Origin of the sequence: Asaia bogorensis, assembly GCF_900465345.1 — a bacterium.
GTDB lineage: Bacteria > Pseudomonadota > Alphaproteobacteria > Acetobacterales > Acetobacteraceae > Asaia > Asaia bogorensis_A.
In genome coordinates this window covers 51,685-72,005 of sequence record NZ_UEGO01000004.1, presented here as the reverse complement: position 1 = coordinate 72,005, position 20,321 = coordinate 51,685, and the positions used below count along the sequence as shown (strand labels likewise).

Annotated in this window: 17 protein-coding genes; 3 read left to right on the top strand and 14 right to left on the bottom strand. The window is 61.0% G+C overall.

Annotated elements, in window-relative coordinates; all coding sequences use genetic code 11:
• Positions 1 to 23: 23 nt before the first annotated feature.
• From ED655_RS02370 to pspA, 9 genes are all read right to left on the bottom strand, one after another.
• The gene (locus ED655_RS02370; RefSeq protein ID WP_122048819.1) at positions 24 to 653 is read right to left on the bottom strand and encodes an IMPACT family protein; all 630 of its coding nucleotides are present in this window, start codon (positions 651 to 653) and stop codon (positions 24 to 26) included.
• A gap of 310 nt (positions 654 to 963) precedes the next feature.
• Positions 964 to 2,346 (bottom strand): DNA repair protein RadA, encoded by a 1,383-nt coding sequence (gene radA, locus ED655_RS02360; protein ID WP_062165648.1) that lies wholly within the window; start codon positions 2,344 to 2,346, stop codon positions 964 to 966.
• 209 nt (positions 2,347 to 2,555) lie between these two features.
• Positions 2,556 to 3,344 (bottom strand): ABC transporter ATP-binding protein, encoded by a 789-nt coding sequence (locus tag ED655_RS02355; protein ID WP_122038579.1) that lies wholly within the window; start codon positions 3,342 to 3,344, stop codon positions 2,556 to 2,558.
• Complete coding sequence (locus tag ED655_RS02350) at positions 3,341 to 4,126, bottom strand: MlaE family ABC transporter permease (protein WP_023979657.1); 786 nt, start codon at positions 4,124 to 4,126, stop codon at positions 3,341 to 3,343. Before ED655_RS02350 ends, ED655_RS02355 begins: the two co-directional genes overlap by 4 nt.
• 222 nt (positions 4,127 to 4,348) lie before the next feature.
• Complete coding sequence (locus ED655_RS15435) at positions 4,349 to 5,761, bottom strand: head GIN domain-containing protein (RefSeq protein WP_162993351.1); 1,413 nt, start codon at positions 5,759 to 5,761, stop codon at positions 4,349 to 4,351.
• Between the two features lie 91 nt (positions 5,762 to 5,852).
• Positions 5,853 to 7,139, bottom strand: coding sequence for a GIN domain-containing protein (locus tag ED655_RS02330; RefSeq protein WP_122048814.1), 1,287 nt, complete (start codon positions 7,137 to 7,139; stop codon positions 5,853 to 5,855).
• On the bottom strand, positions 7,136 to 8,662 hold the full coding sequence (locus tag ED655_RS02325; protein ID WP_122048813.1) for a hypothetical protein: 1,527 nt from the start codon (positions 8,660 to 8,662) through the stop codon (positions 7,136 to 7,138). The genes ED655_RS02330 and ED655_RS02325 overlap by 4 nt, the downstream gene beginning before the upstream one ends.
• Complete coding sequence (gene pspB, locus ED655_RS02320; protein WP_122038574.1) at positions 8,659 to 8,913, bottom strand: envelope stress response membrane protein PspB; 255 nt, start codon at positions 8,911 to 8,913, stop codon at positions 8,659 to 8,661. Before pspB ends, ED655_RS02325 begins: the two co-directional genes overlap by 4 nt.
• Before the next feature lie 40 nt (positions 8,914 to 8,953).
• Complete coding sequence (gene pspA / locus ED655_RS02315) at positions 8,954 to 9,640, bottom strand: phage shock protein PspA (protein WP_023979662.1); 687 nt, start codon at positions 9,638 to 9,640, stop codon at positions 8,954 to 8,956.
• 133 nt (positions 9,641 to 9,773) lie between these two features.
• On the opposite strand from pspA, the gene pspF reads away from it, so the two are divergent.
• Positions 9,774 to 10,895: a phage shock protein operon transcriptional activator gene (pspF, locus tag ED655_RS02310; RefSeq protein WP_122048812.1), complete on the top strand. Its 1,122-nt coding sequence runs from the start codon at positions 9,774 to 9,776 to the stop codon at positions 10,893 to 10,895.
• A gap of 538 nt (positions 10,896 to 11,433) precedes the next feature.
• Positions 11,434 to 12,717 (top strand): DEAD/DEAH box helicase, encoded by a 1,284-nt coding sequence (locus ED655_RS02305; protein ID WP_205835973.1) that lies wholly within the window; start codon positions 11,434 to 11,436, stop codon positions 12,715 to 12,717.
• A gap of 150 nt (positions 12,718 to 12,867) precedes the next feature.
• On the opposite strand, the gene ED655_RS02300 is transcribed toward ED655_RS02305, so the two are convergent.
• Positions 12,868 to 14,193 carry a UDP-glucose dehydrogenase family protein gene (locus ED655_RS02300; RefSeq protein WP_205835967.1) on the bottom strand — a complete coding sequence of 442 codons (1,326 nt, stop codon included), beginning with the start codon at positions 14,191 to 14,193 and terminating at the stop codon, positions 12,868 to 12,870.
• A 138-nt stretch (positions 14,194 to 14,331) separates the two neighbouring features.
• Complete coding sequence (locus ED655_RS02295) at positions 14,332 to 14,904, bottom strand: hypothetical protein (RefSeq protein ID WP_162993350.1); 573 nt, start codon at positions 14,902 to 14,904, stop codon at positions 14,332 to 14,334.
• Positions 14,905 to 15,369: 465 nt separating this feature from the next.
• Here ED655_RS02295 and ED655_RS02290 point away from each other — a divergent pair, with 465 nt between their 5' ends.
• Positions 15,370 to 16,659 (top strand): multidrug effflux MFS transporter, encoded by a 1,290-nt coding sequence (locus tag ED655_RS02290; protein WP_122048809.1) that lies wholly within the window; start codon positions 15,370 to 15,372, stop codon positions 16,657 to 16,659.
• A 34-nt stretch (positions 16,660 to 16,693) separates the two neighbouring features.
• Here ED655_RS02290 and ED655_RS02285 read toward each other — a convergent pair whose 3' ends face one another.
• The 3 genes from ED655_RS02285 to ED655_RS02275 form a co-directional block, all read right to left on the bottom strand.
• The gene (locus ED655_RS02285; RefSeq protein WP_122048808.1) at positions 16,694 to 18,142 is read right to left on the bottom strand and encodes a sugar porter family MFS transporter; all 1,449 of its coding nucleotides are present in this window, start codon (positions 18,140 to 18,142) and stop codon (positions 16,694 to 16,696) included.
• 98 nt (positions 18,143 to 18,240) lie between these two features.
• A complete protein-coding gene (gene aroE / locus ED655_RS02280) occupies positions 18,241 to 19,098 on the bottom strand; it encodes a shikimate dehydrogenase (protein ID WP_122048807.1) in 858 nt (285 codons plus the stop codon).
• Positions 19,099 to 19,223: 125 nt separating this feature from the next.
• Positions 19,224 to 20,228, bottom strand: a complete 1,005-nt coding sequence (locus ED655_RS02275) for a LacI family DNA-binding transcriptional regulator (protein WP_122048806.1) — start codon at positions 20,226 to 20,228, stop codon at positions 19,224 to 19,226.
• Positions 20,229 to 20,321: the final 93 nt, after the last annotated feature.

Genomic DNA, 20,321 nt, shown 5'->3' with positions numbered 1-20,321 from the left:
CAAACCGCCCGCATGATGTTCCACTATCGTACCGGATTATCCTGGTCACCGGGATGGTCCTGCTCATCATCATCCAGCACGCGGATCGGGCCGCCACGCAGAAGATCCTGCAGAACAGCCTGCACAGCCCCGGAGCGTGAGAGAGGGATGTCGAGCGAGAGCGTGGCCCCGGTCTCATCGAAGCAGCAGCTCTCCTGAGTGGCCTCCCACTCCGCCAGCCTGGCCTGTACGATGGGCAGCAGGCTGAACGAGGCATGAAAGCCAAGACGTTGCATAGGCACGATCTCAACCGCCTCGCCCTGTTTCAGGCAGGAAGCCGCTGCCCCGCCATAGGCGCGCACGAGGCCGCCAGCGCCCAGCTTGATGCCACCGAACCAGCGCACGACAATGACCGCCACCCGGTCGAATTCCTGTGAGTCGATGGCCTGCAGAATGGGGCGTCCAGCCGTGCCACCCGGCTCGCCATCATCGAAGCTGCGATACCGCCCTCCAATGCGCCATGCCCAGCAATTATGGGTGGCGTCTGGCACACGCACGCGCTCGAAAAAAGCCAGTGCCTCGGCTTCATGGGCAATCGGCGCAGCATGGACACGAAACAGGCTCTTCTTGACCACAATGTCCTGCTGCGTTTCAGCCACCAGTGTTCGGGTCATGCGTCCTAAATCCTGCCTCGCCCTTTTCGGGTTCTGAGTTGCGGTTCTTCTCCGGTCAGGAAGCAGGCCTGAACAGGTTTTGCAAGGGCGGTGGGAACAGGTGTGTCGCGGTCCTGCTCGGGCCACATGATCGTGGCTTTTCAAAAATCCCGTGCTTATGAGGTTGCCGCTACCATAACGCCGACCCTGGCGCGGTGATTGCGCACGAGGCCTGAAAAGGAGCGGGTGCCCCGGTTACCGGGCAGTCTTTTGCACCTGTTCGGCACATCCTATGCGGACGCTCATTGCCCGACGGCTCAGGACGATGCGCTTACTCGTCAAGCGGCTGGAACAGCTCCACCAGATCGTTCAGATGACCGATTTCTTTCAGCGCCAGACCTTCAGGAGGTTTCGGGCGAGCACCTCCGCTGGCCACACGCCGGGGGAGGATAGCCTGTGCGAAGCCGAGTTTCTGGGCCTCCTTGAGGCGAAGATCCGTTTGCGAAACCTGACGCACCTCACCGGACAGCCCGACCTCGCCGAAATAGGTTGAGCCCGCCGATGTCGGTACGCCCGTCGCGGCCGAGATCAATGCAGCTGCAACCGCCATATCGCAGGCGGGCTCACTGATCCGCAGGCCGCCCGCAATGTTGAGGTGCACATCCATTCCAGCCATCTTGAGGCCGCAGCGGGCCTCAAGAACAGCCAGAAGCATGTTCAGTCGCGCCGTTTCCCATCCGACCACTGCACGTCTGGCTGCGCCTTCACCGGCCTTGGGCGAGACAAGGGCCTGAATTTCCAGCAGGACGGGGCGTGTACCCTCCATGCCGGCAAAAACCGCCGATCCCGCAATATTGCCGCGCCGCTCTGCCAGAAACAGGGCCGAGGGGTTGGGGACCTCCGTCAGTCCTGTATCGGTCATGGCGAACACGCCAATCTCGTCTGTCGCACCAAAGCGGTTCTTGGCGGCGCGCAGGATGCGGAACTGGTGACCGCGATCGCCTTCGAAATACATGACGGCATCGACCATGTGTTCGAGCACGCGTGGGCCTGCCAACGCGCCTTCCTTGGTGACATGACCGACCAGAACGAGCGAGAACCCGACCGTCTTGGCCAGTCGGATCAGCTCAAAAGCGCAGGCGCGCACCTGAGCGACAGAGCCCGGCGCGCTCTCGATGGTCTCGAGCCACATGGTCTGGATCGAGTCGATAACTACCACATGATGAACGCGGTCCTGCTCCAGCGAACCTGCAATCTCGGACACATTGATACTGGCTGCCAGATCGAGTGTCGGCGCATCGAGTTTCAGACGGCGCGCGCGCAGGCGTATCTGGTCCACCGCTTCTTCGCCCGACACATACAGAACGCGCCGGCCGGCCTGCGCCAGGGCGCAGGTGGCCTGAAGCAGAAGCGTGGATTTGCCAATGCCCGGATCACCGCCCACCAGCACAACAGAGGCCGGAACGAGACCGCCGCCGAGCACGCGATCGAATTCGGCGATCGAAGTCTGGATGCGTGGCGGGGGAGTGAGATCGCCATCCAGATGCATGAGCGTGAGGCGACCGGCACGCTTGCGTGTTTCACGACTGGTGGGCTCGACGGCCTCTTCAACAATGGTGTTCCACTCGCCACAGGCATCGCAGCGACCCGACCATTTGCTGGTGACTGCCCCACAGGCCTGACATACGAAACGGGCTGTGGGACGCTTGGCCATGAGGAACATCTTCCGGTCTGGGGTTCAGATCGGAAGATAGGGCAGATGGGGAAACATAACAAGAACGGGGAGGAGGTTCTTCTTTTTCCGAGGAGAAAGAAGCAAAAAGACTCTCAGATTCTAGTCAGAGAAAAACCGGGGGGTTTGATCCCCTCCACGGAAAAGAGTTTTTTGGTTCTTTTTTGCAAAAAAGAACGCCTCTTTATCCTCTAACGCCGCAGTTCCATACCGATCGGTCCGTCCTTGCGGCCATGGGTAAACTGATCGACCATCGCGTTTCCGCTGTTCATCAGTTCTGACGCCAGCCCCTGCCAGACAAGTTTGCCATGATAGAGCATAGCCGCACGGTCGCCGATACGCTGCGCCGAGGCCATGTCATGGGTGATGGCAATAGCGGTCGAGCCAAGGCGTTTGACACAATCCACGATCAGCCCGTCAATCACAGCCCCCATGATGGGGTCGAGGCCCGTTGTCGGCTCGTCGAAGAACAGGATGTTGGGTGTGCCTGCAATGGCGCGGGCAAGCCCCACGCGCTTTTGCATACCGCCCGACAGCTCGGAGGGCGCGAGTGCCCCGACTGAGGGATCGAGCCCGACCTGCTTGAGAATATCACCGGCCTGGGCACGGGCTTGTGCCGCGCTCAAGCGATGAGCCTTGCCGCGGCCTTTGGCGCGCAGGCCGAACACGATGTTATCGGCCACGCTCATGCTGTCGAACAGCGCAGCATTCTGGAACAGCATGCCAATCTGTTCGACAAGGGCATCGCGTCGTGCGGGGGAAGCAGTAAGCACGTTTTCACCGTCGATCTCGATCGTGCCGGAATCCGGGGTGATCAGACCGAGGATGCAGCGCAGAAGCACCGATTTGCCACTGCCTGAACCACCGATAATCACCATTGACGTTCCGGCTTCGACATCGAGGTCGATGCCATCCAGAACGGTTTTGGAGCCGAAGGATTTGGTCAGGCCGCGAATGCGGATCTTGGGCAGGGCGCTCATTGGGCGAAGAACAGATCCGTCAGGAGGTAATCGAAAGCGAGAAGCAGGATCGAGGCAGCAACGACCGCTGCCGTGGTGGCCGATCCCACACCCTCGGCGCCGCCACGGCTGGTATAGCCATGATAGCAGCCCATCAGGCTGATGATGAACCCGAACACGGCCGCCTTGGAAAGACCGACCAGCACGTCCAGCGGCTTGAGCGCGTTGAACGTGGCAATAATGTAGTTCTGCGGGTCAAAGCCGAGCTTGGAAACCGAAACGGTAAAGCCGCCGAGCACGCCCAGAATATCGGCAATAAGCACCAGAAAGGGCAGGGCCAGCGTACCAGCCAGAAGGCGCGGCGTGACCAGATACTTCATCGGGTCGGTCGAAAGGGTGCGCAGCGCGTCGATCTGGTCAGTCACGCGCATGGTGCCGATCTCGGCTGACATGGCTGCGCCGACGCGGCCCGCCACCATCAGACCGGCCAGAACCGGGCCAAGTTCACGCACTACAGCCAGAACGACGATTCCAGCAATGGCGCTCTGTACATGGTACTGGGCGAAGCCTGCATAGGACTGAAGCGCGATCACGCCGCCTGAGAAAATCGCGGTCAGCGCCACGACTGGCAGCGAATAGAAGGCGATTTCAATCAGGCTGTTGAAGAACACGCCCCAGTAGAAGGGCGGTCGCAGCAGATGCGACAGGCCTGCCAAGGCAAAAAGCGCCAGAGCACCAGCCTTGCGCACGATGCCGAGGAAGGCACGCCCGATGGCCGCAACGGGATCGAGTAGGAAATTCACGGTCAGCAGCTGCCATCAGGGAAGGTCATGCTTCAAGCCCTAGCCTGCCTGACGCGCTACGTCAAAGCCCTCTGTGACGCGAGGATGCACCCCAATCGTCTGCCTTTCTGCGCATGGCAGTTGCAACAGACCGGATTGGGGAGACAGGGTGTGAGAGGGCTGAATTCTGTCAGCCCTCTCAGGCGTTTCCGAACGGCAGGGCCTGTGCGTCAGAAGGCGCGGTCAGGCTCCGTTCTGACGGCGGTCCAGATCGCGAAACTGCGTATGCAGGTGGAAGTCGCGCGAGGTGACGCAGGTCTCAACGGCCCCTACACGCCTGTCGAGCTTTTGCAGACGCTCTGTCAGATCAAGCAACTGCGGAAGCTGGGTTTGTGGCATCGGGTCTGACACACGGGTCATGAGTGACAGAAGGAAAGGCTCGACTTTGCGGGCAAGTGCCGGATTGTGGCTTTGAAGGGCCGCGATGATCTTCGGGATGAGACGCCGACGCATCAAGGCAATGGCCAGCGCACTCAGCGCAACCAGCCCGGAGGCCATGCTGCCGTTATCGGACAGTGTAGGTAGGGTCATTCCGAATGTGTATGGGCTGGAGGGCGTATGTTGCGTGCTGACATGGGTCGTTCCCGACGTGACTGACGCTGCCGGTGGCTCGGGAGGTTCTGGTGGCTCCGGCGGCTCTGGAGGCTCAGGCGGTTCGGGGGTGGAGACGTGAACGCTCTCGCTCCCCATGCGACGCAGCGCATCGAAATCAATGATCGTACCATCTGGCTTGATCAGGCGATGGCTGTTGATGCGTGTCCCATCGGCCAGACGCATGTCGTCGGGCGTGATGCGGGTGCCATTATTAGTGTTGCTGTCGCGCACCTTGCCGGTAAAGCGCTCGCCATGGCCGGACGGCATGGCAATTTCGATACTGCCGCTCGCGCTCGAATGGGCGTGCTCGTCTCCCAGTACCTGATGCACACGGATATCGCCCGAAGCGCTGGTGCGTAGCGTGGCGTTGCGCGCCACGCCGTCAAAGATGGCGTCACCCGGACCGGACAGCGACACGGCAAGCTGGTCGATAGTGCCACCGCGTATGACGACATCGCCGGGGCCGGTCGTGCCGATCACGACCGAGGGCGCAGTCGCGGTATCGATTTGCGCCTCGCCCGGCCCGGAGGTGGCAAGAATGGCCGGCCCGGTCAGTGTGCCTAGGGAAAGGGCGCCAGGACCGCTGCCCCTCAGCAGAAGGGCGCTCGCCTTGTCGACCGAAATATCGCCCCGGCCCTGACGCAGGGAAAGCGGCCCGTTGACCCAGTCGATATCCAGTTTGTCGTAATTCATCGCGGTGGAGACGATGGCTGCCCCCTCCCGCAACTGAATTGTGGCATCCTGACCGCAGGCATTGCCGGTCAGCCACGCGTCGTGGTGACCTGCCTCGAAGGAGAGACCCGCCGGCACCTCCCGCATGTCGGCATTCTGCTGGAGCGCCCCGGCACCCCGGACGTGAATACGGGCGGCGCATCCCGCCTCGATATGCAGCGTATAGGGTGCGGCGGCGAGTGCGGCCTCAGGTGTCGTGGGCAAGCTCGTTTCTGCAAGGGCGGGCGATATGGTCAGGACGAGAAAAACGCCCAGGCTGATACGGCTCATGACGTCTGTCCTTCTTTCATGGGGCCGCAGTTCGGACCCGCTGACTGCGCGCAGGCGTCGGTTGTCCTGTCGCCGCCAGGCACGCTCTGCATCACCCGTGATTTCTGACGAGATGATGAAATTCGCGATGCAGGTGGAAATTGCGTGAGGTCACGCATTGCTCGATATCGCTCACGCGTTTGTCGAGACGCTGCAAACGGGCTTCCAGTGTGGCAATTTCCGGCGCGCTCGCAGCCAAGGGCTGGGGCGCATGGGACGAGCCGGCAGAACGCCGGATGCGCGACAGAAAATCCACCGGTACGAAGCCTGCGATACGCCGACGGAACACGATAAGGAGCAGCGCCAGGAGGCCCCAGCCCAGCCATCGCCGCTGGCCGTGACGCGTTGTCGCATCATCACCGGCTGTGGCCCGGTCGCCGCTTTCATCATTGTCAAAGCTGATAACCGTGCCGTCGGGCCGCGTCAGACTATGGGCCGTGATGACGGTGCCATCAGGCAGGGTGAGGATAGCATGGCTTGCATGAGACGATTTGCGGAAGGTCGACGCATGATTGAGTGAAATCGTCGCTGGCGAATGGGCTTCCTGATGCAGTTCGCCCGTTACCCTGTCGATGTCGATCCCGCCATAGCCCGAAGCGACAAGGTTTGCCGTGCCGACAGTCCCACCGAATTTCAGATGCCCGGAGCCATGAATATCGGCGTTGAGTGCCCCGATGGTCCCGGCATTAAGGGTGATAGAGCCAAATCCGCCCGAATCCGCTGCAAGATGTGAGGCATCTACGCGGGCAATCGTGACACTGCCGCTGCCTGAGGTGGTCAGGGTGGCGGGGCCGTTCAGCCAGCCGAGCCGCAAACTGCCAAAGCCGTTCTCGTTCAGAACCAGCGCCGTTGCCTGATCGATGGAAATCGTGCCGCTGCCACGCTGTGTGAGCGAAACCGGCCCGTTGACGCCGGAAATATGCAGCGAACCAAAGCCACGCATGACCGCGATGATGGCTGTACCCGGCCTGACATGCAGGGTCGAGGCACGCTCGCACTGATTGCCATCGACAGTTGTTTCATGGCCTGAGCCGGCAATCGTCAGCCCTGCCATCTGCCCGCCATCCCGGTCCTCCAGCAGGGCAGCGTCACCCTGACCCTCGCTGGCCCCCTCGATCGTGATGGACGACGTGCATGAGGTGTTCAGGCGCAGCGTATAGGGGGCGGCGTCAAGAAGCGCCTGAGGCGTGGTCGCGCTCGAAAGGGCCGAACTCGAAAGTGTCGGATCGGCAAGGGCCGTGATGGGAAGCAGGATGCACAGACCCATAAGGCCTATGACCTGTGGCAGGATCCGGCTCACGGCTGCATACGGATAGCGGGACAGGGGCAGGCGGATCACCTCGTCTGATCTCCCTTTGATGCGGAGGGAGCGGCAGGGGTGGCGGGCGTGACGCTCCCTGTCGTGCGCGTCGCCGCGCCTGAGGAATCCTGCGGAATGGTCTGGGCTGCGCCATTCGTCACGGGCTGCGTGGCGGGCGCTGCATCCGGTAAGCTGGCGGGCGTGTCCGTGCCTGAGGGCTGCCCGGCGCTATTCGGAGCATTGTTGGTTACTCCAGATGTGTTCGCTGCTGGGCTCTGGGGCGAAGCACTCGTGTTCGGCACCGTCGCCACAGAGGCGGAAGGGGACGTAGCGATGCCCGAAGTCGAGCCCGTAGCGGGTGCTGTTACCGTGCCGCTCTGGCCCGGATTCCCCGTAGCAGGTGCCGGTGTGGGCGGTGTCGGCACAGTCTGGCCTGATGTTTCCGGGGGAAGGGGCGGCGTGCTCGGGGGCATCATGCCCTGCGGGGCAATTTGTGTCGGGCCAGAAACCCCATTGCCTTGCACGGGGCGGCCCTGCGGTATTCCGGCAGGGAAAGCGCCTCCCGTTGTGGCGCCGCTCTGAGGGACGCCGCTCGGGGTAGCGCTATCCTGGGGAACGCTTCCTTGCGCGGCATGATCCTGCGGCAGGGTCTTGTCCCCGGGAACCGGGGGGGCTGGCGGCGCGGCTGTCGGAGCAGAGGGGCTCTGGGGTGGTGATCCCGCATCGGGCGGTGGCGATGCGACCGGGCCGATCTGCACGTTGCCCGTGCGTGTCAGGGCACCGCTCACCTTTGGTATGGCGACGAGCCCTGTGCCCGAGGCGGAGACGGTGGCCGTATTGGCGCTCCCCCCAAGGCGGGCGCTGGCGGCATTTTCGACCATGAGGGTCAACACGTCGAAACGGCCATCCGTCACCGTCAGATGGCTGGTCTCAGAAAGCTGTGCCGAAAAGGCATCGAGATCGGCGTGATCGACGACAAGACCCGAAGCCCCGGTCTCAACCACCTGAGCGGCGCGGTTGAGGCTGGCGATATGGACCTGCTCGGTGCCACGCAGGCTCAGATCGAGCGACTGGATGGTGTCGGCATCGAGTTGTCCGGCTTCGAGGCTGGCCTCCAGCGAGGCCAACGTGCCGTGAATGATGATATGCGTGTCATGACTGTCATGGATCATCACCCCGACATTCGGCGCGACCAGAATGGAGACGCGAGCACTGGGAGCACAGGTCCGGCTGGTGATCAGAACCTTGGACGATCCCTGCGTCTTGCCTGTGCGCATGGTCAGATGCGCCCCACCTGAGGGAGAGCTGTCGATCGATACCCCGTCGCTCATGGCCGGATCGACCATGATCTCGAAGCGCCCCAGGCAGGGCACGCTGAGATCGAGATCCTCCGCATCCATCACAACGGGCGAACCGGCATGAGCCGGTGCAGCCATGGCATGGCCGTCAAACCCGGCTCCTCCCGGCCCGAGCGGTGCCAGGCCAGCCAGAAGCAGGGCCGCAAGCGCCACGCGGCGCGTGTGGCGACCGGCGGGGCGGCGATACAGACAGTCTGCCATCATGAAAAGCTCCGCGTTCTCCAGCCAGGGACATCCTCGTCCAGAATACGCTCGAGCTGGTCGACGCGTTCTTCAAGGCGGCGTGCCTGCACATGCGCCATATTGAGCGCAGCGAGATCCGATTCCTGCAATTTGCTGGCCGTCGCCTTCGAACGCGCACGGATGGTCACGATATACATGACCATGACGAAGGGCATCACAACCGCAGCGAGGCCGATCAGATCACCCAGATCGGTTCCGGAACCATGACTCATGACGGCCTATCCTTGCTTGCAACGCGTCTCATGCTTGTCCTCATCCCTGGCGGCTCTTGATCCGGGCGCGCAGCGCTTCGAGTTCGTTCTCGACCGCCATATCGGTTTCGAGGCCCGCCAGTTCTTCCTGCAGGCTTGGCTTGCGCGTGCCACCGGGGCCACGGCCGAGATCATAGGCTTCGGCCTTCCCCTCAAGGGCGTCAAGCGCACGCTCGACCTGTTCGAAGCGGTTGAAGGCATTTTCCACGCGCGTGTCATACAGGCGCTCGCGTGTCTTGATGCGATTGGTCGCAGCCTTGTGGCGCAGCGAAAGCGATTTTTCGCGGGATTTCGCGTCCGCCAGCTTGGCCTGCAGCTTGCCAATATCGTCATGCTGCTGGTCAAGGCTTTCATTGACCTGTGCAATCTGCTGCTCCAGCGTCTTGCGCGACTGCTCGATGGTGGCCTTGGCGGCAAGTGCGCCCTTGGCCAGATCTTCGCGGTCGCGGGTCAGGGCCAGTTCGGCCTTGCGCAGCCATTCGTCTTCCTCCTGCACCATCGTGCGTGCACGACGCTCAAGCCCCTTGCGCTCGGCAATCATGGTGACAGCCTGGCTGCGCACCTCGACCAGCGTGTCTTCCATCTCCTGGATGATCAGCCGGATCATTTTCTCCGGGTCTTCGGCGCTGGCCAGTATGGCGTTGAGGTTGGAGTTCACAATATCCGCAAGGCGGGAGAAGATACCCATGTGACGATCTTTCTTTGCTGGAACGAATTTAACAGGAAATCGGGGCAGGAGAACACAGGCTTCTCTTGCAAGCGTAACGATCCGGGGTGAAAGATAGAGTTCTTGCAACACCACGGATGAGACTGGCCAGAAAATGGCGCGATCTGCCAGAAACGAAGAAAACCCGACACCGATCGGACAATCTCCCGCGTTTCTGGAGATGCTCGACCATATCTCGCGTCTCGCACCGCTCGATCGGCCGGCGCTGATCATCGGCGAGCGCGGTACAGGCAAGGAGCTTGTGGCCGCACGACTGGCTCTGCTCTCGCCGCGCTGGGACAGGCCGCTTATCAAGCTCAACTGTGCAGCCCTGCCCGATACCCTTCTCGATAGCGAGCTGTTCGGTCATGAGGCTGGCGCTTTTACCGGGGCCCAGCGTCGCAGGCTTTCGCGTTTCGAACAGGCGCATGGTGGCACGCTGTTCCTCGATGAGATTGCCTCTGCTTCCATGGCGGTTCAGGAGAAGCTCCTGCGTGTCATCGAGTATGGCAGCTTCGAGCGCGTGGGCGGGAACGAGACCATCCATGTCGATGTCCGCATTATCGGCGCAACCAATGCCGACCTGCCCGACATGGCCCGCAAGGGTGATTTTCGAGCCGATCTGCTCGATCGTCTCGCCTTCGATGTGGTCATGCTGCCGCCCCTTCGTGCCCGACACGAGGATATCCTCATTCTCTGCGAGCATTTCGCCACCCGTATGACCGCAAGCCTTGGTCGCAAGCTTTTCGCCGGGTTCAGCGACAGGGCCCGCGAGCGTCTCATGCAGTACGAATGGCCCGGCAATGTGCGGGAGCTCCGCAACGTTGTGGAGCGCAGCGTCTATCGTATGGAGCGTCCTGAGCGCCCCCTCGATGACATCGTGTTCGATCCTTTCCGCAATGGGCCTGACTGGTTGCGTCCTCTCGCCCCCGAAGGAGCGACGGCCACGAAGCTGCCCGTCATGACGGAGCGCATCGTGCAGGACGCCGCCGCGCCGGCCCCGCGTAAAGCCCCATCCGCGCCTTTGCCTGCTTCCCTCCCTGAGGGGCTCACCTTCACCGAAGCCACGCGCGCCTATGAACGTGCCCTGATCGAATACGCCCTGAGTGACGCACGCTTCAACCAGAAGCAGGCCGCTACGGCTTTGGGGCTGACCTATTACCAGTTCCGGCACCTGCTCCGCGCGCACGGCTTCGCCGAGCGTAACGCCCGTAAATCCGTCGGAACCGAAGCCTGAAAGGGGTGGGATCTTGATCATGATCTCAATCATGCAAAAAACATGCCAAAGTTACCATCACTGAGGGCTGCTTGCCTTTGATCGTTTTGATATGGTGCAAACCACCATAAGTTGGGAGAAATTGCCTCCGTGTGTTGGGGCGATCGACGCTCGGAAGATGTGCGAGCATGCATCCCGACAGGGGGTTTTTCAGGGATGACACAGTCAGGATGTGTGCCACGCTGCTTTTTTGACAGGTGGTAGGAATAAGCTGTTGCCCCGCGTTCGGCATTGTTGTCGCCTCAAGGGGTGTAAATGCCCTGCTGGATTGGCTGTATTACTCCGGCGCGTTTCCCTGGAGAGTTTGATCCGGGCATCGTGCGAGGGGCAGAACAAGCGTGAAACGCATCCTTATTGCCACAATGGATGACCATAAGGACATGAATGCGCGATTGCGTTGACGCGACGACCATTCGCCCGCAAAAGAGCACTTCCACAGTCTAAATGCCCGCCAAGGCGCAACCAATTTGTGCGCCGGAGGCGCTGTTCTATCTTGACCATGACATTCGACGAACTGGCCCTTGCGCCCGCTATTCTCAAAGCGTTGGCCGAGGCTGGCTACAAAACGCCCACGCCGATCCAGGCGCAATCCATACCCCTGCTGCTGCAAGGCCGTGATCTTCTGGGCATGGCCCAGACGGGAACGGGCAAGACCGCTTCCTTCGCGCTGCCCCTGCTTCATCGCCTGGCTGCTGACCCACGTCCCGCGCCGAAAAACGGTGCCCGTGTTCTTGTTCTGGCACCTACGCGTGAACTGGTCAGCCAGATTGCCGATGGGTTTGAGGCATTTGGCCGCCATCTGGATTTCAGCGTGACCACAATCTTTGGGGGTGTCAGCCAGTTTCATCAGGTCAATGCGCTGAAGGAAGGCGTCGATATTCTCGTCGCGGCGCCCGGTCGTTTGCTGGATCTGATCGAGCAGGGGCTTTGCGACCTGTCCACTCTCGAAGCTCTTGTGCTGGATGAGGCAGACCAGATGCTCGATATGGGCTTTGCCAAGCCTATCGAGCAGATCGTTGCTGCAACACCGGTTGAGCGCCACACGGTCCTCTTTTCCGCAACCATGCCGAAATCCATTGCGGCACTGGTAGACAGCCTGCTGCGCGATCCGGCGAAGGTGGAAATCGCCCCGCCTTCCACCACGGTGGATCGTATCGAGCAGACAGTCATGTTTCTCGATGCAGAGCACAAGAAGGCGGCCCTGCTATCGCTTCTCAGCGCCCCCGATGTCGGGCAGGCTGTCGTGTTCACGCTTCAGAAGAACATCGCCAATGAGGTCTGCTCTCATATTACCGAAGCGGGCATCACGGCTGAAGCCCTGCACGGCAACAAGTCGCAGGGTCAGCGCGAACGGGCGCTCGAAGCATTCCGCGAAGGCCGTGCACGGGTTCTTGTCGCCACGGATATTGCCGCACGCGGTATCGACGTCGATACGGTGACGCATGTGGTCAATCACGATCTGCCCAGCCTGCCTGAGGCGTATGTCCATCGTATTGGCCGTACGGGCCGTGCGGGACGGAGCGGGCGGGCCATCACCCTGTGCGATGCCGAGCAGCGCGCCTGGTTGCACGATGTGGAGCGCACGATCGGACGCGCACTGACAGTGCATGAAAATCACGAATGGCATTGCGAGAAAGCACGCCATTCCACGGCACGGGCACCGGTGCTGGGCGGCGGCCCGGTCAAGCAGATCAAGGTGCCGAAAATACGCGAGCGCAAGATCTGGACCGATGAAGAGAAGGCGGCAGCCCGTGCCGCTGCTATGGCCAAACGCGCAATCTGAACCATTTTACTTATGCATGGCAGGGGGCGTTGCCCCTGCCATGCATAACTCCTGCCCGTACCGCGTCAGGGACATGGGTACAGAAACCGGATCGACCCGGGTGCGGTGACGTCAGGGAACTGACTTCACCGTATTCATGGGCGGGACCGCTCAGGGGCGCCCGATGGAGCGGTAGGTGAACCCTGCGTCGCGCAGGGTTGCGGGGTCCCAGATATTGCGGAAATCGGCAATCACCCTGCCGCGCATCGCGGCTTTGAGCCTGGCGGGCGGGATGGCGCGGAACTCGTTCCATTCGGTCAGGACGATCAGCGCATCGGCATCCGTTGCGGCCTCCTGGGCAGAATTTGCGTAGATCACGCTCTCTGGCAGGAGGGGGCGGGCCGGTTTCATACCTTCCGGATCGAAAGCCTGAACGATGGCACCTTCTTCCACGAGGCGATGAATGAGCGGAAGGGAAGAGGCCTCGCGCATGTCATCAGTGTCGGGTTTGAACGTCAGGCCAAGAACGGCCAATTTCTTGCCTTTGACCGTGCCCCCACACAGGGCGATCACGCGTTCGGCCATGGCCGATTTGCGGGACTCGTTGATGGAGACCGTGGCTTCGACCAGAAGGGAGGGGGCCCCGGCATCACGGGCAATGGCGGTCAGGGCGCGTGTGTCCTTGGGGAAGCAGGAGCCACCATAGCCCGGCCCCGCATGGAGAAATTTACGGCCGATGCGCTGGTCGAGGCCCATACCGCGCGCTACGTCATGAACATTGCCACCGACTTTTTCGCAAAGATCGGCCATTTCGTTGATGAAGGTCACCTTCATGGCAAGGAAGGCATTGGCAGCGTATTTCGTCAGTTCAGCCGTCTCAAGGCCGGTCATGACGATGGGCGTCTCGATCAGATAGAGCGGGCGGTAGAGCTGGCGCATGAGGGCGCTGGCAGTTTCGCCCTTGTCGGCGCCGGTGTCGTCAATGCCGATGATGACGCGATCAGGGCGCATGAAGTCCCCGATCGCATTGCCTTCACGCAGGAATTCCGGGTTCGAGGCCACGCTGAAGGTAAGTTCGGGGCGTTCCTCACGCAGGATGCGGGCGACTTCACGCCCTGTGCCCACTGGCACGGTCGATTTCGTCACAACCAGCAGACCCGTACGGGCATGACGGGCAATCTGGCGCGTGGCCTCATACACATAGGTTAGATCAGCATGGCCGTCGCCGCGCCGTGTCGGTGTACCCACGGCAATGAAGACAGCCTCGACCTGCGCGATGGCGGTGGCGAGATCATCGGTAAAGCTGAGGCGACCGGCTGCGACATTGGCCGAGACAATCTTGTCGAGACCCGGTTCGTAGATGGGAATGGACCCGGCGCGGAGCGCGGCCAGCTTGTCCTGATCCGCTTCGACAATCACGACCTCGGTGCCGAACTCAGCAAAGCAGGCGCCGGAAACCAGTCCGACATAACCGCCGCCAATCATCGCTATGCGCATGTGATCTCTTATCCTGTGCGAACTCTCTTTGTGCAGGGCGTAGCCCAAACCGGGCACGGGATAAAGCTTGCGTGCTGGAAAGGGGGTGGCAGATGGTTCCCTCTACGGTTTCTGCGCAGGACTTGACCCTCCTCCTGATCATGGCTGTTCTGACTGCAGCCAGATTTTAGCCGTGACGAAATCATGGCCGGTGCGCCCATCGATCATCAGACTGACGAGCCCTCCGGGCGTATCGGGGGAGGGGAGAAACGCGAAGCTGCGTATGGCTCTGGTTCTGGAGATGATGAGCTCAATGCGTTGCCGGGGCGGGCGATGGTTCTCGATGAAGATGACAGCATGATCGACACCGCGCTCAAGGCAGATATCGGCTGTTGTCGAGTATTCGTTGCAACGCCTGGTTTCACCCTGATCGTCAAATGCGGGATCGAAGGCCCTGCCAGTTCCTCGATGCTTCAAACCCTGTGGACTGAGTTCGAAGATCTGGCGGTCACGTGTTGCGAACACACCGGTATTGAATGAGACGATATCAGGAATGCAGGAGACGAAATCGAGGTGGAACACCGGGTGAAACCTGAATGCCTCATGCGTTGTTTGCCAGTCGAAATATCCTTCGGCGCGATTGATGGTCAGTCGGGTGCCTGACACCACTTCTTGAGGACTGATGCAGTGGGGCAGGGCATTGGCCCACGCGTAACCGGACGCTCCGGTCATGATCATGATGAACGTCAAAAAAGAGCGTATCAGCGATTTCATCATTTGGCTTGTCTATACATGATATATCGAATCAGAAGATAATTGGCATATTTATTATAGTATTTCTCAGAAAAGAGATGAGTATAAATAAAAGATGCACTCTTTTTGTATGTGCGAGCCACGCGGCAGGAACAGGACGAAGGTCGCCTGTCATGACATGGAGCGCTCGTCGGTGAGGGTTTTCCGATCCGGGTCGCGTCAGTGAGAGCGCTCAATCCTCGGGGCAGGGGCTGGTCAAGCTCCGCAGCAGAACAAGACAGTCACACAAACCTGTTATATGCAGGCGGCACAGGGCGTATGGGCAAAAAGGCTGGTTGCCTTTCTGGCAGGGGAGGAGGAGAAGAGGTTTCTATGTCTGACAGACACGACTCCCCCTGAGAAACCGGGCTCAGCCCTCCTTCCGGGTGACGGCCAGGGCGCACCATGCGCCTTTGGTTCGTTTTCGTGTCTCGATGGCCAAGACTGATTGGACCCGGTTTTCCCGTGCTGACCTCATCGACCCAACCCGCCATACGTTTTTCTACCGGGCAGATCATCCTGCTCGGGCTTGTCAGTACGATCGGTCCGATCTCGACCGATATGTATCTGCCAGCCTTTCCCCAGCTGGAGCAGGATCTGGGGCAGGGGCCAGGCTCTGCGCAGCTCACGCTGGCAGCGTGGTTCATCGGGCTTGCCATCGGGCAGTTCTGCCTGGGTCCGCTTTCCGATCGCTTTGGCCGACACAAGCCTATGGTGGTGGGTCTGGCCATCTATGTGGCCGCGACCATCGCGCTGGCGACAACCAGCTCCTACTGGTCGTTCTGCCTTCTGCGGCTGGTTGCCGCTCTGGGCGGCGCCATCACGAGCGTCATCCCGCGTGCCATCGTGCGCGATGTGGCAACCGGGCATGAGGCTGTGCGCCTGATGTCGCAGCTTACCCTTGTCTTTGGCGTCGGGCCTATTCTTGCGCCCACACTGGGCAGTATCTTCCTTGCCTTCGGCAGTTGGCGCCTGATCTTCTGGGCGGGTGCCGTCGCCGCTGCCTTGCTGGCCGGGCTGTGGCTGACCGTCATGCCCGAGACACTCCCGCCCGAGCGGCGTTATGCCCTGCCGCCGGTCGAGATCCTGCGCCGTTATGTCAGTCTGGTGCGTGAGCCTGTGTTCATGTCCTCGGCCGCCCTGTCCAGCTTCAGCACCTTCGTGATGTTTGCCTATCTCTCCAACGCACCGCTCCTGTTCGAGCATCTGCTTGGTTTCACGCCCCGCGCCTTTGCCATTTTCTTTGGCATCAATGCTGGCGGGTTCATTCTGGCAACGCAGATCAACGGGCGTCTGTCGCATCGCTATGAATTCACGACGGTCATGCAGGCAGGGCTTGTGGCCTGCCTTGTGTCAGGGCTGATCCTGCTGGCGGTCAGTGCCAGTCATATCGTGGGGCAGAGTGACCCTTGGCCGCTTTGCGCGCTGATCATCACGACAACCTTCACGCTTGGCTTCATTGGTCCCAACGCCAACGTACTGGCGCTCACCCATCATGGGCATCAGGCAGGAGCGGCCTCGGCGCTGCTGGGTACGATGGCGTTTGCCATTGGGGGCTCAAGCGGCATTCTGATGGCGATGTTGCCGCCAACGCGTCTCAGCTCCACAGCATTCGGTATGCTGGCTGGCATTGCGGGCATGGTGCTGTGTAATTTCTGGCGCCGCGCTGCCGAAAAACGCCAGAAATCCGTCTGAGCTACAGGCCCCTCGCTTCGGGTCAGGAAGCGTATCAGGGGCGGAAATGCCCCTCACGCAAACGGGTCTCGATAGCTTCGAGCGTGGTGCCTTTCGTCTCGGGCACAAAGCGCAGGACGAACAGGAAAGCGAGGGCGTTGATAGCGCCGAAAAGCCAGAATGTGCCGCTGCGCCCCAGATCATGGACCAGTGACAGGGTGAACAGCGAGACCAGCGTGTCAGACAGCCAGACTGTGGCGCTGGCGAGCCCCATGGCCTTGCTGCGTATGATCAGCGGAAAAACCTCGGAGGCGATCAGCCAGACCGCGACGGAGAGCGAGCCGAAATTGAAAAAGATATAGGCCAGCAGCGCAATAATGACGAGGACGAGCCGTGTTCCGCCAAGGGGCGCGTGGTCAAGAAACAAGGCCCCAAGCCCGAACAGGGCGAGGGCAGCAAAAGGAAGCATGACCAGCAGCATGCGTCGTCTGCCGACACGGTCGATCAGCATGATCCCCATGAGGGTGGTTATTGTCGATGTGACCCCCACGCCGACCGAGGTGAGAAGCGAGGCCGCATGGCCCAGCCCGGCCTCGGAAAGAATGATCGGCGCATAATAGACAATCACATTCGGGCCCGAAAGCTGTGACAGCGCAGCAAGCCCGATAGCAGCAATCAGCGCCGGGCGGAGCCAGCGTGCACGCAGGGCCGACCAGCCGGGTATGTCGGCGGATTTCGCTTGCGCATCACGCAAGGCGTCAAGCTCCTGACGGATGGGTTCGTGATGACCGCGCAGGCGATACAGCACGGCCACAGCCTGCGCCTCGCGCCCCTGTTCGAGCAGCCAGCGCGGGCTTTCGGGCAGAAACATCATGCCCAGAGCCAGCAAGATCGCCGGGATGACACCAAGCCCGAACATCAGGCGCCAGCAATCGGCAGGTCCGGCGAGAAAATACCCTGTGAAGAATGCGACGAGCAGCCCAAGCGAGAAGACAAGCTGGAAGAGTGAAACCAGCCCGCCACGACGCTCGGCCGGGGCCAGTTCAGCCACATAGACGGGGACGATCTGTGTTGTGGCGCCTATGGCCCAGCCCAGCGCGAAGCGCGCGACAATCAGCCATGTTTCATCCGGTGAGAGCGCACAGCCCAGTGAGGCAAGGATGAAGACCAATGCGGCACTTACCACCGAAGGGCGACGGCCGATCCTGTCTGAGAGCGGGCCGCTCATGACTGCCCCGAACACGGCACCCAGATTGAGTGCCGCGGCGATGCCCTGTTGTCCCGTGCTGTCGAGGCTGAAACTATGGGTGATATAGATCAGTGCTGAGGCGATGATGCCGGTATCGTAGCCGAAAAGCAGTCCGCCAATGGCAGCAATGGCTGCTGCAAGGGCCACCATACGATGCGCGTGGTCACGCTGGTCGGGCGCTTTTTCAAGGCGCCGCAGGGCCACTTCGACAGTCTCGGGGTGCGATGGCGGCTGCGCGTCATGTGAGTCAGTCATCATCCTGCTCCTCGACGGGTGCGCGTTGCGTGTGGTGTCGTGAGCCTGAGAGGCGCCTTGTCGGCACGGCGCTCTCTCGGCTTCATCGACGTTTGGGGTCAGTCCTGCGCCCCGAACAGGGTGGCGAGCGTCTTTTCCATGATGTCTGGCGAGAGCTTTGCACCAAGCACGAGTTCCGCCCCGATGATGCCCTGATTGACCAGCATGCCGAGGCCGTCGAGCGTCTGGCAGCCCTGTGCCTTTGCTTCGCGCAGCAGCTTTGTCATGGGCGGGTTGGGAATGACATCGGCCACGATGGAAGCATGACCAAGGCTCGAAACCTTTACGGCGGGTATTGCCTCGGCGTCACCCAGACCGATGGAGGTCGCGTTGATCAGCACATCCGTGCCCTCCGGCACGACGAACTCGCCCTCCCATGTCGTGGCATGGGCCTCGACCTTGCTGTTCTCGGTGAGAAGCCGGGCAATGGCCTGAGCCTTGTCGGGGCTGCGATTGGCTATGGTGATTCTGGCGGCACCGGCGAGGGCCAGTTCCACTGCAATGGCCCGCGCGGCCCCTCCCGCACCCAGAATGACGATGGTCTTGCCTCTGGGCTCTGTCACCTTGCGCAGGGAAGCCAGAAAGCCTTTTCCATCCGTGTTGTTGCCGGTCAGTTTGCCGTCACGGATCTGCACGCAATTGACCGCGCCGATGATTTTGGCTGACTCAGCCAGATTATCGAGATGGTCGATCACGGCAATCTTGTGAGGGATAGAGCAGTTGAATCCCGCCCACTCCATCGCTTTTGCACCAGCAATAGCGGCAGCCAGATTTTCCGGTTTGACATCGCAATTGATGTATCGGGCGTCGATACCGGCCTTGGCGTAACCCGCTTCCATCATCGCAACGGTGGGGTTCTTGGCGCAGGGGGTGGAAAAGGATCCGGTCAGGATCGAACGGAAGGAACGGTCTGTCATGCGGCAATCTCCTGGAGTGGCCGGATGGGAGCACAGAGCCTCCTCATCCCGGCCCAAAATGCATAGCTATGCAAACTAACGCCAGAAGGAAAGATGGTTGCAGAATTCAAGTGTTACAGGATGAATTACACCCGCCCGGTGCTGCGCCTGAGCACGAGTTCCGCTTCGATCTCGTGACGTTCGGACAGACGCTCATCCGGGGTGGAGAAGGACCGGGCGAGAATGTCCAGAGCCGCGGTAACCAGCGCATCGGGGCGCTGGTCGAAGCTGCTGAGTTGATAGGCTTGCCACGCGGCCTGCGGGATATTGTCGTAGCCAATTACCACGATATCCTCCGGGCAACGCAGATCGGTATGTTGTCTTATCGCATCGAGTCCGCCGCATCCCATGAGGTCATTACTGGCAAACAGCCCGTCTGGGCGATGGCCCTGTGCAAGGGCGGCCGACATGGCGTCAAACCCCGATTGATAGTCATCGGCACCCTGAATCCGGGTGACCTCAAGCGCGTGTTCGGCGCATCCCTGCATGAACCCGGCTTCGCGCGCGCGAGATGCAGCATTCTGGACAGGGCCAGCCAGCCAGACGGGATGTCTCACCTTGAGACTATGCATAAGCGTGGCCGCGTGATGGCCGGATTTCATGTTGCTGGATTGCACCGACGAGATTCCGGGCCCCGTAAGCGCCGAGTTGAAGCAGATGACCGGAATATTCAGGGCCGAAATGGCCTGAACCGTCTCTTCAGTGCCGATTGCCAGCGCCGTGATAAGGGCGTCCACGCGATAGCTTGCAAGCTGGTCGAGGGCAGCATCGAGCGTCACGTCATCAATGACCTGAACCAGCAGGACCTGAAAACCAGCCTCCCTGATGCCTGCGGAGAGCTTCTCTAGAGCATAACCGTAAAGGGGATTGCCAAGCCCGCCGACGATGACGCCGATCATGCCCGAACGGCCGGTCAGCATGATGGCCGGTATGCGGTTAGGCTTATAGTTGAGCTCTTCCGCCGCCTTGAAAACGCGTTCACGCATGGCCGGCGAGATGCTGGCCGTCGTGGAAAAGGCGCGGGAAACAGCCGATTGAGAAACCCCGGCATGACGGGCAACATCGATAGAGGTGATCACACGTCTGGTCATGGCGTGATCATGACACAGTTCATGGCCCTTGCGCGATCCCGCCCGATCGCAGCGTGCAGGGCATAAGGCCGGATGTGACGAAAGGGCAGGGCC

Excerpts from the sequence above, each read along its gene's own strand:
- ED655_RS02370 (WP_122048819.1), bottom strand. The coding sequence starts at position 653 with ATGACCCGAACACTGGTGGCTGAAACGCAGCAGGACATTGTGGTCAAG.
- radA (WP_062165648.1), bottom strand. The coding sequence starts at position 2,346 with ATGGCCAAGCGTCCCACAGCCCGTTTCGTATGTCAGGCCTGTGGGGCA.
- ED655_RS02355 (WP_122038579.1), bottom strand. The coding sequence starts at position 3,344 with ATGAGCGCCCTGCCCAAGATCCGCATTCGCGGCCTGACCAAATCCTTC.
- ED655_RS15435 (WP_162993351.1), bottom strand. The coding sequence starts at position 5,761 with ATGAGCCGTATCAGCCTGGGCGTTTTTCTCGTCCTGACCATATCGCCC.
- ED655_RS02325 (WP_122048813.1), bottom strand. The coding sequence starts at position 8,662 with ATGATGGCAGACTGTCTGTATCGCCGCCCCGCCGGTCGCCACACGCGC.
- pspB (WP_122038574.1), bottom strand. The coding sequence starts at position 8,913 with ATGAGTCATGGTTCCGGAACCGATCTGGGTGATCTGATCGGCCTCGCT.
- pspA (WP_023979662.1), bottom strand. The coding sequence starts at position 9,640 with ATGGGTATCTTCTCCCGCCTTGCGGATATTGTGAACTCCAACCTCAAC.
- pspF (WP_122048812.1), top strand. The coding sequence starts at position 9,774 with ATGGCGCGATCTGCCAGAAACGAAGAAAACCCGACACCGATCGGACAA.
- ED655_RS02305 (WP_205835973.1), top strand. The coding sequence starts at position 11,434 with ATGACATTCGACGAACTGGCCCTTGCGCCCGCTATTCTCAAAGCGTTG.
- ED655_RS02300 (WP_205835967.1), bottom strand. The coding sequence starts at position 14,193 with ATGCGCATAGCGATGATTGGCGGCGGTTATGTCGGACTGGTTTCCGGC.
- ED655_RS02295 (WP_162993350.1), bottom strand. The coding sequence starts at position 14,904 with ATGACCGGAGCGTCCGGTTACGCGTGGGCCAATGCCCTGCCCCACTGC.
- ED655_RS02290 (WP_122048809.1), top strand. The coding sequence starts at position 15,370 with ATGCGCCTTTGGTTCGTTTTCGTGTCTCGATGGCCAAGACTGATTGGA.
- ED655_RS02285 (WP_122048808.1), bottom strand. The coding sequence starts at position 18,142 with ATGACTGACTCACATGACGCGCAGCCGCCATCGCACCCCGAGACTGTC.
- aroE (WP_122048807.1), bottom strand. The coding sequence starts at position 19,098 with ATGACAGACCGTTCCTTCCGTTCGATCCTGACCGGATCCTTTTCCACC.
- ED655_RS02275 (WP_122048806.1), bottom strand. The coding sequence starts at position 20,228 with ATGACCAGACGTGTGATCACCTCTATCGATGTTGCCCGTCATGCCGGG.